This window comes from Guyparkeria sp., from assembly GCF_046545975.1.
Classification (GTDB): domain Bacteria; phylum Pseudomonadota; class Gammaproteobacteria; order Halothiobacillales; family Halothiobacillaceae; genus Guyparkeria.
In genome coordinates this window covers 1-12,015 of record NZ_JBKGYT010000054.1, presented here as the reverse complement: position 1 = coordinate 12,015, position 12,015 = coordinate 1, and the positions used below count along the sequence as shown (strand labels likewise).

The following is a 12,015-nucleotide window of genomic DNA, read 5'->3' as shown; positions in this document are numbered from 1 at the left end:
CGCGTGGCGGGCCGAGGCGTTGCGACTCGCCGAGTCCTGCCGCTTCTCGCTCGACGAACTCTCCTACGAGTACCCGCTCGACGACATTCCCGACGGGGTGACCGGCGCCGAGCAGTTGCGCCGCCTGACCTTCGAGGGCGCGGCGACCCGCTGGCCGAACGGCATCCCCGAACGTGTGGCCGCCCAGATCGAGCGCGAGCTTGCCATCATCGAGGAGATGGCCTTCGAGCCGTATTTCCTCACCGTGCACGACATCGTGCGCTTCGCCCGCTCGCGCGGCATTCTCTGCCAGGGGCGGGGTTCGGCGGCCAACTCGGCGGTGTGCTTCGCGCTCGGCATCACCGCGGTGAACCCGGCCGAATCCTCGATGCTGTTCGAGCGCTTCATCTCGAAAGAGCGCGCCGAGCCGCCGGACATCGACGTCGACTTCGAGCACCACCGCCGCGAGGAGGTGATGCAGTACATCTACCGCCGCTACGGCCGCGACCGGGCCGCGCTGGCGGCCACCGTGATCCGCTACCGGCGCCGCTCGGCGCTGCGCGACGCCGCCCGGGCGCTGGGCGTGGGCGAGGACGTGACCGAGCGCGTCAACGAACAGCTCGCCTGGTGGGACCGCGAGGTGGACGCCGACAAGCTCCGTGCCGCCGGCATCGACGGCAACCTGCGCCAGATCCGCTGGTGGCTGGCCATCGCCCGCCAACTGATCGGCATGCCACGGCATCTCTCCCAGCACGTCGGCGGGTTCGTCATCGCCCGCGGGCCGCTGGCGGATCTCGTGCCGGTGGAGAACGCCTCGATGGCCGACCGCACCGTGATCCAGTGGGACAAGGACGACCTGGATGCCGTGGGGTTGATGAAGATCGACGTGCTGGCCCTGGGCATGCTTTCCGCGGTGCGCCGGGCGATGGAGCTGGTCAATCACCACCGCCCGCGTGACCGGGAACTGGCGCTGTGGTCGATCCCGCGCGAGGACCCGGCGACCTTCGAGATGATCAGCCAGGCGGACACCGTCGGCGTGTTCCAGATCGAGTCGCGCGCGCAGATGAGCATGCTGCCGCGCCTGCAGCCCCGCTCGTTCTACGATCTCGTGATCGAGATCGCCATCGTCCGTCCCGGCCCGATCCAGGGCGAGATGGTCCATCCCTACCTCAAGCGCCGCCAGGGGCTCGAGCGCGAGGAGTATCCCAACGAGGCGATCCGGCGGGTGCTGGGTCGCACCCTGGGGGTGCCGATCTTCCAGGAGCAGGTGATCGAGCTGGCCATGGTCGCCGCGGGTTTCTCGGCCGGCGAGGCCGACCAGTTGCGCCGGGCGCTGGGGGCGTGGCGCAAGCGCGGCACGCTCGAGGACTTTCGCAAGAAGCTTTACGACGGCATGACCGCGCGCGGCTTCGCGCCCGAGTTCGCCGACCGCGTCTACCGGCAGATCCTCGGTTTCGGCGAGTACGGCTTCCCCGAGTCGCACTCGGCGAGCTTCGCGGTGATCGCCTACGCCTCGGCCTGGCTGAAATGCCACGAGCCGGTGGCCTTCTACTGCGCGCTCTTGAACAGCCAGCCGATGGGATTCTACGGCCCGTCGCAACTGGTGCAGGACGCCCGCCGCCACGGCGTGACGGTGCGGCCGCCCTGCGTGGTGGCCAGTGGGGCCGAGAGCACGCTCGAGTCACTGGGGGAGAAGGGCGGCGCGGTCGAGACCCATGCGCTGCGCCTGGGACTGGGGCGCATCCACGGGCTGTCCGGGTCCGGCATCGAGCGCCTGCTGGCCGCTCGCGACGCGATGGCCTTTCGCGACGTGGCCGACTGCGTGCGCCGTGCGCGCCTGGATGCCCGCGATCGTCGCGCGCTGGCGCATGCCGGCGCCTTCTCGGCACTGGAGGCCAACCGCTACGCGGCGCACTGGTCGGCAAGCGGCATCCCCGCGGCCATAGACCTCGAGGCCGGGCTGCCGGCCGATCACATGGTGGCCGAACCGTCGGTCGAGCTGCCCGCCCCGAACCGGGCCGAGACCATCGTCGCCGACTACCAACGCCTGGGGCTGTCGCTCAACGGCCATCCGCTGGCCCTGCTGCGCGAGCGGTTGCGGCGATTGCGCCTGCGTCGCAGCGACGAGCTGAAAACCCGCCACGACGGCGCGCATACCCGCTACTGCGGGCTGGTGACCATGCGCCAGCGCCCCGGCACGGCCAAGGGCACGGTGTTCCTGACGCTCGAGGACGAGGCCGGCACGGTCAACGTGATCGTCTGGCCGGACCGGGTGGCCGAGTACCGGCAGGTGGTGGTCAATGCCCGCCTGCTGGAGGTGCGCGGCCAGTGGCAGCAGCGCGACGGGGTCGCGCATCTCGTCGCGCGGATGCTGGTCGATCACAGCGACTGGCTGGGCGCGTTGCCGACCCGCTCGCGGGACTTTCATTGAGATGCCCCGCGACCATCCGGCGGGGCCGGCGGGAGCCTGTCACCGTTCTGTCACGTAAACCGCAATGCGAAACGTTTGCATTTTCATGAGCGTGCGATATCATTCGGCTGTCGGTGGCACGGCTGCAAGTCAACCACCCCACCCGAACGGAATTCTCGGCTTGTGCCGGAAACTTTCCGTTCGGCTGCCGGTCGCATGCCGTGGCTGGCAATGATGTTCAGTCGTGAGTTTCCTTCGACTCCTCCTGCGGTGAGTTTGCGGGCAGGCTTGACCCCCTTCCGGGTCGGCCTGCCCATTTTTTTGTCTGCGATCGGATCCACCGCGGTCATCCGCGCGGCAACCTCTCGTCCGAGCGGCTAGACTGTGCCCGACAAGGAACGGCGTCGCGAGTCGCGCCATGCCAGTGCTTCCATGGCGGCTCGAATCGTTCGCCGGCCTCGGTGACAACCAACAATCCCAGAGGAAATGACCACCATGACCAAGACACTCAAGCAGTTGGGTGGCCTGTTGCTGCTGGCCGCCTTTGCCGGTGGGGCTGCCCAGGCAGCCGATCGCGTCGAACTGGAACACGACGACCTCACCCTGGTCGGCCACATGGAGACCGCGCCGGGCAGCACCATCGAGGACGGCGTGGTGCTCATGGTCCATGGCACGCTGGCACATGGCCAGATGGAGATCATGCAGAGCATGCAGGGCCTGTTGGCCGAGGCCGGGTACAACTCGCTGTCGATCAACCTGAGCCTCGGCCAGGACGCGCGCGAGGGCATGTACGACTGCGACAGCACCCATCGCCACAAGCACGAGGATGCCGTCGACGAAATGGTTGCCTGGGTCGACTGGCTCAAGGAGGAGGGTGCCGAGCGCCTGGCCGTGTTGGGCCACTCCCGTGGCGGCAACCAGGTGGCGCGCTATCTCGCCGACCAGGTCGACCCGATGGTGGAGAAGGCCGTTCTGCTGGCACCGCAGACCTGGTCGGAGGGCTACAGCGAGAAGGATTACCAGTCGAACTACGACACCGAACTCGCCCCGTTGCTGGAGAAGGCCGAGGCACTGGTCGAGGAGGGCCGTGGTGACGAGATCATGGAGATGGACTTCATCTACTGCCCGGATACCAAGGCCGCCGCAGAGAGCGTGGTCAGCTACTACCGCGAGGATCCGCGCATGGACACGCCCACCGTGCTGGGCGAGACCTCGATCGAGACGCTGGTCGTCGTGGCCGGTGCCGACGAGACGGTCACGGACCTCGAGGAGAAGATGGCCGACCGGGTCGATGACGAGCACATCGAGATGACGGTCGTGCCCGACGCGGACCACATGTTCCGCGATCTCTACCTCTACGATGCGGCCGACGCGGCCACCGACTTCATCGGCTGGAAGTGATCCGCTAGGCCATTCGGCAAGGGAAGGTCTGCACGAATCCGACCTGCAGGGCCCGACCGGCATCCGCCGCTCGGGCCCGTCTTTATTGGGCGGTGCCGCGCCCGCGACGGGCCGGACCGAGATCGGCTTTCCTTTCGATCCTGCCGGTGGGTTGTCGGGCTTCGGGCCCGGACCTGCCCGGGGGGCGCGTCAGCCGACGTCGCGCAGGCACTCCCGCACCCGCTCGCGCAGGACGGGGACGACCTCGCGCTCGAACCAGGGGTTGTTCTTCAGCCAGCGGTTGTTGCGCGGACTGGGATGGGGGAGGGGGAAGTGTGCCGGGGCGAAGTCGCGCCAGGCGGCGACCAGATCGGTGACGCGCTGGCCCCCGCCCAGGCCCAGGTGCCAGGCCAGGGCGTAGCGGCCGATGACGACGGTGGTCTCGACCCGGGGCATCGCCGAGAGCAGTGGCCGGCGCCAGGTGGCGGCGCACTCCGGGCGGGGCGGGAGATCGCCGCCCTTGCCCGTGCCGGGGTAGCAGAATCCCATGGGCACGATGGCGATGGCCGGGTGGTGGTAGAAGGTCTCGCGATCGATTCCCAGCCAGTCCCGCAGCCGGTCGCCGGAGGGGTCGTTGAACGGCAGGCCGGTCTCGTGCACGCGACGACCGGGCGCCTGCGCGGCGATCAGCAGCCGGGCCTCGGGGCGGGCGATGAACACGGGGCGGGGGCCGAGCGGCAGGTACGGCTCGCAGATGCGGCAGGCGCGGATTTCGGCCTCCAGCGCATTGAGCTCTATCGGGTTCTCAGGCGTCATCCAGTGCCTTCAGGTGCGCGAGGATCGAGTCTTCCAGTGCCTCGAGGTGATAGCCGCCCTCCAGCAGGGAGACCACCGGCACGTGGGCACCGACCGCCGCGATGGTCTCGCGGGTGATCCAGGCGAAGTCGTCGGCCACGAGTTCCAGCCCACCCAGCGGGTCGTGCTTGTGGGCGTCGAAGCCGGCGGAGAACAGCAGCAACTGCGGAGCGAACGTGGCGAGACGGTCGAACCAGCCGGCCTTGTCGATGGCCTCGCGAAAGGCTGCGCCGTCGGACAGGTTCTTCAGCGGGGCTGGCAGGCAGTTTTCCGCCAGCGGCGGAATGCCGGAGTAGGGGTAATAGGGGTGCCGGAAGCTCGAGCAGAAGAGCACGGGCTTCGAATCGGCGACGATCGCCTCGGTGCCGTCGCCGTGGTGCACGTCGAAGTCCACGATCGCGACCCGCTCGATCCCCCGCCGCCGGATGGCGTGGTAGGCCGCGATGGCGATGTTGTTGAAGATGCAGAAGCCGGCCGGTCGGCAGGGCCCGGCATGGTGGCCGGGCGGGCGGGTCGCGCAGAAGGCGCGTCGTTCCGGGCCTTCCAGCACGCGGTCGACCGCCGCCATGGCGCCCCCGGCCGCCCGCCGGCTGGCATCCAGCGTGTGGGGGTTCATGGCCGTGTCGCCGTCGACCCGCAGGAAGCCCTCGCTGGGTGCCTGGTCGAATATCGCCCGGACGTAGCGTGGATCATGCGCCAGTTCGTAGTCGGCCTGCTCCGCCGCCGGCGCCTGGATGCGTCGGTAGCGGTCTGCCGGCAGCCGCCCGATGGCGGCATCCGCGGCATCGAGCCGCTCGGGGCGCTCGGGGTGGGAAGCGAACACGTCGGGCGCGTTTTCGTGCCGGCGGCAGTCCGGGTGGCTGTAGATGAGCAGGGTCATGGATGCGCTCCCGTACCTGATGGCTGGTTACCGCTCAGATGTCGGCATCCCGCCTGAGCACCGTCATCACGTCCCGGCGGGATTCGCGCAGGACGTGCTGGGCGACGCTGCCGAGCATCAGGTGGCGGACGCCGGTGGCGCCCTGGGTGCCGCAGACCGTCAGGTCGGCACGTACGTCGGCCGCAACGTCCACCACCACGGTGCCGGGGTGTCCGGCGATCACCCGGTAGTCCGGCTCGTTGTCGCTGGTGACGCCGGTCGCCGCCGCGAACTCCCGCAGCCGGTCGGCGAGCGCCTCCTCCTGTTCGCGACGGATCCGTTCGTAGGTGTCCGCGTCGATGTAGGTCTCGAACCAGGTCTCGTAGGCATGCACCAGCGTGAACTGTGCTCGCGGCGCCCAGGCCAGGGCGTTTTCCAGGGCCGCCTGGCTGGGGGCGGAGAAGTCGACCGCCACGACTACCTTCTGGTAGCTGTGGCTGGGTTCGGACTTGGCGACCACCACCGGGACGGTACTCTCGCGCACGATCTTCTCGGCGGTGGTGCCGAGAAACCAGTCGCGAACGGCGTGGCGGCCGTGTGCACCGATGACGACCAGTGCGCAGTCGCGACTGTCGGCCATCTCGGCCACCACCTCGGCGGTCCTCCCCAGACGGGCGTGCGCCTCGATCTCCGGTGCCTTCACCCCCAGCGTGCCGGCGGCTCGTCGGGCCTGGTCCTTTAGCCTGGCCATCGACTCGCGCAGCAGATCGCGGCGCAACTCGTCGGGATCGAGATCGCCGTTTTTCACCACCCACCACAGGGGTTCTTCCTGGATGACGTTCAGCGCGATCAGGGGCGTGTCCGTCGCCAGGCCCAGTTGGATGGCGCGGGTCATCGCCAGATCGCTGTTCTCCGACAGGTCGCTGGCGATCAGTATGGGGCGGGGCTTGGACATGAGGCTTCCTCGATCCGTCTTGGCTTTGTGGTGAAGATATCACTAGGATGTTAGCCGATCGCATTCGCAGCGTCCGCGCTCCCGCGGTAGGAGAGCCATCGCTTGACCGACCTCCGCATTTTCTGGGAAACCTTCCTGCACGCTGGGCGGAACCTGCTGCCGATCGTGCTGGTGGTAGCGGTCTTCCAGTTGTTCGTCCTGCAGGCGGTGCCCGAGGGGATCGGCGGCATCGTGCTGGGTCTGGCGATCGTCGTGGTGGGCGTGGCGCTGTTTCTACAGGGGCTGGAGATGGGGATCTTTCCCATCGGCAAGAGCCTGTCGAATGCCTTCGCCCGGCGCGGGTCGCTGCCGCTGCTGCTGGCCTTCGGTTTTGTCTTCGGCTTCGCCGCGGTGGCCGCCGAGCCGGCGCTGATCGCCGTGGCGGAACAGGCCCAGGCGATCAGCAACGGTCACATCGACGCCTTCACGTTGCGCATGATCATCGCCGTGTCGGTGGGGCTGGTGGTGGCCCTGGGCGTCATGCGCACACTGCTGGGCCTCCCACTGCACTGGTTCATGATCGGCGGCTACATCCTCGTGGTCACCGTGACCTGGTTCGCCCCGCCCGAGATCGTCGGGCTGGCCTACGACTCCGGTGGGGTGACCACCAACATCGTCACCGTGCCGCTGATCGCCGCGCTGGGCATGGGGCTGGCCGCCTCGATCAGCGGGCGCAGCGTGCTCTCCGACGGCTTCGGGCTGGTGGCACTGGCGGTGATGGTGCCGATGATTACCGTGCAGGCCTACGGCATCTACGTCTTCGAGATCCTCGGGGTGGACCCCTCGGTCGAGGCCGAGGGCTTCGACGCCCAGGCCGGCGGCGGTAAGGCGGCCCTCGGCTTATGGCCGATCGTCGGCGGGCTGCTGGCCACCGTGCGCGACGTGCTGCCGATCATCATTGCGGTGCTGTTCTTCCAGCTGGTCATCCTGCGCCAGCGCATCCCGCACGTCAGGCGAGTAATCGTCGGCTTTCTGCTGGTGATCCTCGGGCTGTACGCCTTCGTGCTGGGGCTGAAGCTGGGGCTGTTTCCCATCGGCGAGCGCATGGCCGAACAGCTCATCGACCGGGACAACGTCGTCTTCCTCTACCTGTTCGCCTTCGCCATCGGTTTTGCCACCACGATGGCCGAGCCGGCGCTGATCGCCATCGGGGACCAGGCCGAACAGGCCGCCCGCGGCGAGATCCGAGCCAGCGTCATTCGCATGCTGGTGGCACTGGGCGTGGCGATCGGCATCACCATCGGGGTGCATCGCATCATCGCCGGAGATTCGATTCACTACTACGTGATGGGCGGCTATTTCCTGGTGATCGTGCTCACGCTGATCGCCCCGCGCTACATCATTGCCCTGGCCTATGACCTGGGCGGGGTGACCACGTCAGAGGTGACGGTGCCGCTGGTCACCGCGCTGGGCATCGGCCTGGCCACGCAGATAGAAGGACGCAATGTCCTGATCGACGGCTTCGGGCTGATCGCCTTTGCCTCGATATTTCCCATCGTGACGGTGCTTGCCTACGCCACGGTGGCCGATCTTGCCTACCGGATCCGGGCGCGCCGCCAGGCGTCCGACGAATCGACTGGAGAAGGAGTGGAACCATGAAGTTTTCGGTTTTGGTCGCCATGCTCGCCGAGGACATGGAAGAGAAGGCCATCGACGTGGCCAAGAAGGCCGGCGCGGGCGGGGTCACCCTGCTCAATGCCCGCGGCATCGGCGCCGAGGAGAAGAAGACCTTCTTCGGCCTGACCTACGAGGGCAGCCAGTCGGTCTTGCTGTTCGTCCTCGAGCGGTCGCTGTCACTCAAGGTGATGAAGGCACTGACACGCGAGCTCCAGCTCAAGGAGCATTCCAAGGGCGTCGTGTTCACGGTGCCACTCGAGCACATCGCCGGTATCGAGACCGGTCAGGTTCAACGATTCCAGGAGAGCGTGAAAGATGACATCTGAACAGACACCCCGCCTGGTCGGGGACATCATGGTCACCGGCGTGGCCACTGTCTCGCCGATGGCCAGCCTGCGCGAGGCACTGCGCGAGATGCGCCGCTGCAAGGTGAAGTCGCTGGTGGTCGAGAAGGCCCACCCGCATGACGCCTACGGCATCCTCACCTACACCTCGATGCTCAAGACCATCGTCGCCGAGGAAGGTGACATCGACCTGGCCAACGTCTACGACGTGATGAGCAAGCCGGCCATCTCGGTGCCCGAGGGCATGGAGGTCAAGTACGCCGCCCGCCTGATGGTGTCCCAGGGCATCCGCCGGGTGATCGTGCTGCGCAACGACGAACTGGTCGGCATCGTCACCATGAGCGACATCGTCGGTTCGATCCTGGAACTGGCCGACACCTGAGCCGCTACTGGCGGAACTTCAGGCCCACCTGGGTGATGGTCGGGCCGTCCATCTCTCGCACGGTCAGACTGACCCGGTCGAGGTCGACCGAGTCGCCCACCACCGGCGGGTTGCGCAGCAGCGCCTTGATCGCCTCGTCGAGGGTCGCTTCGCGCAGTTCCTCGGGCGGCTGGATGCCGTAGACGGCCGCGAGGTCCTCCACCTTCGCCCCGCCGCGCAGGGAAAAGGCGCCGAAGAAGGTCTGCTCGGCCAGCGCCGTGGTCTTGCGGCGCTCCCCGGAAAAGAATCGGTTGAGGTCCTTGATCATGTCCTCGGGGATGATGGTCAGCACGATGTCGCCGGCCTGGAAGCTGAACCCCGGTTCGGGCTTTCGCAGTGCGAGGTTGCGCACCACGCCGGCAATGGTCACCGACTCGCCGTAGGGCATCCGTTCCGGCCCGGCACCGTCGGCGTCCGTGTGCCGACCGACGACGAACTGCACCATCTCCAGCCGCGGCTCGATCGGCAGGTTCAGGTCCGCCCGCTGCCGGGGTTCGGCCGCCGGCGGCAACTCGACCTTCAGAAGCCGGGCGGCCAGCGGCACCGTACTGCCCTGGATCAAGAGCGAGGTGATCACCACGACGTAGGCAATCTCGAAGAACCGTTCGGCATCGGGGATGCCGTAGATCATGGGGAACAGTGCCAGCACGATCGGCACCGCACCGCGCAGACCCACCCAGGCGATGAAGGTCGTCTCCCGCCAGTTGAAGCGGAACGGCCACAGTCCGATGGCGATGGCGACCGGACGGGCGACCAGCAGCAGGGCGAAGGCCAGGATCAGCGCCGGCACGATGTTGTCCATTACCGCGCTCGGCGTGACCAGCAGCCCGAGGATCAGGAACATCCCTGCCTGCGCCAGCCAGGCCAGGCCGTCCATGATGCGCAGGACGTGGAAGGTGCCACGGTTTCGCGCCGTACCGATCACCAGCCCGGTGAGGTACACGCCGAGAAAGCCGCTGCCGCCCAGCTCGTTGATGATGGCGAAGGACAGCAGCCCGCCCGAGGCGATCAGCAGCGCGTACAGCCCCTCGGCCAGCTCGATGCGTCGCAGGGTTTCGCGAAGGGCGAAGCCGAAGGCCACGCCCAGCACCGCGCCGATGCCGAACTGCTGTACCAGGAACAGCAGGATCCAGGGATCGGCCAGCGACTGTCCGGTCGAGATCACTTCCAGCAGGGTGATGGTGAGGAAGATCGCCGTCGGGTCGTTGATGCCCGACTCGATCTCCAGCGTCGAGCCGACCCGCTCGTTCAGCCGCGTGCCGCTGCCCTTGAGGAGAGAGAACACCGCCGCGGCGTCCGTCGAGCCGACGATCGCCCCCATCAGGAGTCCGTAGTGCCAGTCGAAGCCCATCAGCCAGGTGGCCAGGGCTCCCATGGCGCCCGCGGTGATCATCACCCCGACCGTCGCCAGCGACAACGCGGGCTTCAGGGCCACGCGGAAGGTGCGGATATGCGTGCGCAGGCCGCCATCGAGCAGGATGATCGCCAGCGCGATGTTGCCGATGAGAAAGGCGGTCTGGAAGTCGTCGAACACCAGCCCGCCGACACCGTCCTGGCCGGCGAGCATGCCGACCCCGAGGAAGATCAGCAGGAGCGGGAAACCAAAGCGCGACGAGGCCATGCCGGCGATGATGCTGGAGAACAGCAGCAGGGCGCCGATCAGGATAAACGTGTTGGTCGCGTCCATATCATCCGTGTCGTGCGTGGGGCGGGCCTCCTTCCACTATACGCGAGCGACAGGCGTCTCGTGCCGCGAGAGCAGCGGATGGCCGGGTACACGCGGTTTTCCGCCGCCGGGCCGTCCCGTCGGCGGTCGCGGGAATCCCTGCGTACCGCTCAGGTGGCCTGCGCCAGCATGCCCGGCGCCGCGGGCGGAAATGCCCGGGACGGCGTTCTGGAAGGGATTGCCGGGGCGGGCAGGGGATGGCGGGCGTCGATTTCCCGCCGCACGGCCGCCTGTTCGGGCAGCAGGGGCAGATGACCGCTGGACAGCATTTCCAGGGCGTCGGCCAGTCCCAGCCGGTCCAGGTGTTCCCGGGGATTCTCGAGGAATGTCTCCAGGTCGAGACCGGTGCCGGACAGCCGGCAGGCGCGGAATACGTTGGCCCAGAACTCGATCACTTCATCGGCGTAGGTATGCATGCTCGCTTCCCTCTCGGTTGAATGCCTACAAACAAGGCATGTCCAGATAGTATGCATACAAACCGGACATGTCAACAAAGTCGCGTAAAAATAATTGACATAACCTCCCAGCAGCGGAGAATGGGCGCCATGAAACCATCCGATACCGCGACGACCGAGACCGTCGACGCTCTGAAATGGGAACTGCGCCAGCGGCTGAAGCTGCTGGAATGCACCCTGCTGCTCACCGGCTGGGTGCGCACCGGGGCCCTGACCGAGAGCTTCGGCATCAGCCGGGCGCAGGCCTCCAAGGACTTCGCCGTCTACCAGGCCCTGCGCCCGGATAACCTCGTCTACAACAAGTCCCGCAAGTACTACGAGCCGGCCGGCGACTTCCGTCCCCTGCTGCTGTCGGGCAAGACCTCGGAAATGCTGGATGTGCTGGCGGCCATGCGAGGCGTCGACAGCCCCGTCGTCGCGCTGGCGGCGGGCGGGCCGAGCGTGGAGGTACTGCGACCGATGGAGCGCGAGCTGGACCTGGCCGTGTTCCGTGCGGTGAGTGCAGCGGCCAGCAACGGCTACCGGGTGGTTGTCACCTACCAGTCCATGACCCGTGCCGAGCCGCTGGAAGTCGTGCTATCGCCGCACACGCTGGTCTACAGCGGTTTCCGCTGGCATGCGCGCGCGTTCAGTGAACATCACGGGGAGTACCGCGACTTCGTGCTGGCACGCATGCGGACGGCCGCCCCGCTACCGGAGGAGCCGGGTGTGTCCGGGGACGACGACAGGGACTGGCACGAGCACGTCGTGCTGGAGGTGGGCGTGCACCCGGAACTGCCCGAGCCGCAGCGGACCGTGATCGCCGCCGATTACGGCATGATCGACGGACGAATTCGCTACCCGCTGCGCCGCGCGATGGTGCCGTACTTCCTGCGGCTGATGCAGATCGAGCCCGAGCGGGAACATCCCGACCCGAAGGTCCAGCAGATCCGGCTGCTCAATGCCGACGAGATCCGGCCGCTTGCCTGGGACTGA

Annotated in this window: 11 protein-coding genes; 6 read left to right on the top strand and 5 right to left on the bottom strand. The window is 67.5% G+C overall.

From position 1 onward, the window contains the following. Window positions 1–2,410, top strand: a 2,410-nt coding sequence (locus tag ACLFMY_RS06380) for an error-prone DNA polymerase (RefSeq protein WP_410763768.1), incomplete at its 5' end; no start/stop codon positions are given. A 474-nt stretch (window positions 2,411–2,884) separates the two neighbouring features. Then, window positions 2,885–3,790 carry an alpha/beta hydrolase gene (locus ACLFMY_RS06375; RefSeq protein ID WP_410763767.1) on the top strand — a complete coding sequence of 302 codons (906 nt, stop codon included), beginning with the start codon at window positions 2,885–2,887 and terminating at the stop codon, window positions 3,788–3,790. 189 nt (window positions 3,791–3,979) lie between these two features. Here ACLFMY_RS06375 and ACLFMY_RS06370 read toward each other — a convergent pair whose 3' ends face one another. The 3 genes from ACLFMY_RS06370 to ACLFMY_RS06360 are packed head-to-tail and all read right to left on the bottom strand — an operon-like array spanning window position 3,980 to window position 6,438. After that, a complete protein-coding gene (locus ACLFMY_RS06370; RefSeq protein ID WP_410763766.1) occupies window positions 3,980–4,585 on the bottom strand; it encodes a uracil-DNA glycosylase family protein in 606 nt (201 codons plus the stop codon). After that, window positions 4,575–5,504, bottom strand: a complete 930-nt coding sequence (locus tag ACLFMY_RS06365; RefSeq protein ID WP_410763765.1) for a histone deacetylase family protein — start codon at window positions 5,502–5,504, stop codon at window positions 4,575–4,577. Before ACLFMY_RS06365 ends, ACLFMY_RS06370 begins: the two co-directional genes overlap by 11 nt. Window positions 5,505–5,538: 34 nt before the next feature. Then, complete coding sequence (locus ACLFMY_RS06360) at window positions 5,539–6,438, bottom strand: universal stress protein (protein ID WP_410763764.1); 900 nt, start codon at window positions 6,436–6,438, stop codon at window positions 5,539–5,541. A 117-nt stretch (window positions 6,439–6,555) separates the two neighbouring features. Between ACLFMY_RS06360 and ACLFMY_RS06355 the strand changes: the two genes are divergently transcribed. From ACLFMY_RS06355 to ACLFMY_RS06345, 3 genes are read left to right on the top strand one after another with little or no spacing between them, the layout of a single operon-like run. Then, window positions 6,556–8,076, top strand: a complete 1,521-nt coding sequence (locus tag ACLFMY_RS06355) for a DUF1538 domain-containing protein (RefSeq protein ID WP_410763769.1) — start codon at window positions 6,556–6,558, stop codon at window positions 8,074–8,076. Beyond that, window positions 8,073–8,420 carry a P-II family nitrogen regulator gene (locus ACLFMY_RS06350; RefSeq protein WP_410763763.1) on the top strand — a complete coding sequence of 116 codons (348 nt, stop codon included), beginning with the start codon at window positions 8,073–8,075 and terminating at the stop codon, window positions 8,418–8,420. The genes ACLFMY_RS06355 and ACLFMY_RS06350 overlap by 4 nt, the downstream gene beginning before the upstream one ends. Then, window positions 8,410–8,820, top strand: a complete 411-nt coding sequence (locus ACLFMY_RS06345) for a CBS domain-containing protein (RefSeq protein ID WP_410763762.1) — start codon at window positions 8,410–8,412, stop codon at window positions 8,818–8,820. The genes ACLFMY_RS06350 and ACLFMY_RS06345 overlap by 11 nt, the downstream gene beginning before the upstream one ends. Window positions 8,821–8,824: 4 nt before the next feature. On the opposite strand, the gene ACLFMY_RS06340 is transcribed toward ACLFMY_RS06345, so the two are convergent. Together ACLFMY_RS06340 and ACLFMY_RS06335 are read right to left on the bottom strand one after the other, a co-directional pair. Further along, window positions 8,825–10,546, bottom strand: coding sequence for a potassium/proton antiporter (locus ACLFMY_RS06340; RefSeq protein WP_410763761.1), 1,722 nt, complete (start codon window positions 10,544–10,546; stop codon window positions 8,825–8,827). A gap of 149 nt (window positions 10,547–10,695) precedes the next feature. Then, entirely contained in the window at window positions 10,696–11,001 is a 306-nt protein-coding gene (locus tag ACLFMY_RS06335) for a hypothetical protein (protein ID WP_410763760.1), read from the bottom strand. 129 nt (window positions 11,002–11,130) lie between these two features. On the opposite strand from ACLFMY_RS06335, the gene ACLFMY_RS06330 reads away from it, so the two are divergent. Then, the gene (locus tag ACLFMY_RS06330; protein WP_410763759.1) at window positions 11,131–12,015 is read left to right on the top strand and encodes a WYL domain-containing protein; all 885 of its coding nucleotides are present in this window, start codon (window positions 11,131–11,133) and stop codon (window positions 12,013–12,015) included.

What these genes read in the sequence shown, in the direction of transcription:
- ACLFMY_RS06345 (WP_410763762.1), top strand. Translation starts at nt 8,410, where the DNA reads ATGACATCTGAACAGACACCCCGCCTGGTCGGGGACATCATGGTCACC.
- ACLFMY_RS06330 (WP_410763759.1), top strand. Translation starts at nt 11,131, where the DNA reads ATGAAACCATCCGATACCGCGACGACCGAGACCGTCGACGCTCTGAAA.
- ACLFMY_RS06350 (WP_410763763.1), top strand. Translation starts at nt 8,073, where the DNA reads ATGAAGTTTTCGGTTTTGGTCGCCATGCTCGCCGAGGACATGGAAGAG.
- ACLFMY_RS06335 (WP_410763760.1), bottom strand. Translation starts at nt 11,001, where the DNA reads ATGCATACCTACGCCGATGAAGTGATCGAGTTCTGGGCCAACGTATTC.
- ACLFMY_RS06360 (WP_410763764.1), bottom strand. Translation starts at nt 6,438, where the DNA reads ATGTCCAAGCCCCGCCCCATACTGATCGCCAGCGACCTGTCGGAGAAC.
- ACLFMY_RS06375 (WP_410763767.1), top strand. Translation starts at nt 2,885, where the DNA reads ATGACCAAGACACTCAAGCAGTTGGGTGGCCTGTTGCTGCTGGCCGCC.
- ACLFMY_RS06365 (WP_410763765.1), bottom strand. Translation starts at nt 5,504, where the DNA reads ATGACCCTGCTCATCTACAGCCACCCGGACTGCCGCCGGCACGAAAAC.
- ACLFMY_RS06340 (WP_410763761.1), bottom strand. Translation starts at nt 10,546, where the DNA reads ATGGACGCGACCAACACGTTTATCCTGATCGGCGCCCTGCTGCTGTTC.
- ACLFMY_RS06370 (WP_410763766.1), bottom strand. Translation starts at nt 4,585, where the DNA reads ATGACGCCTGAGAACCCGATAGAGCTCAATGCGCTGGAGGCCGAAATC.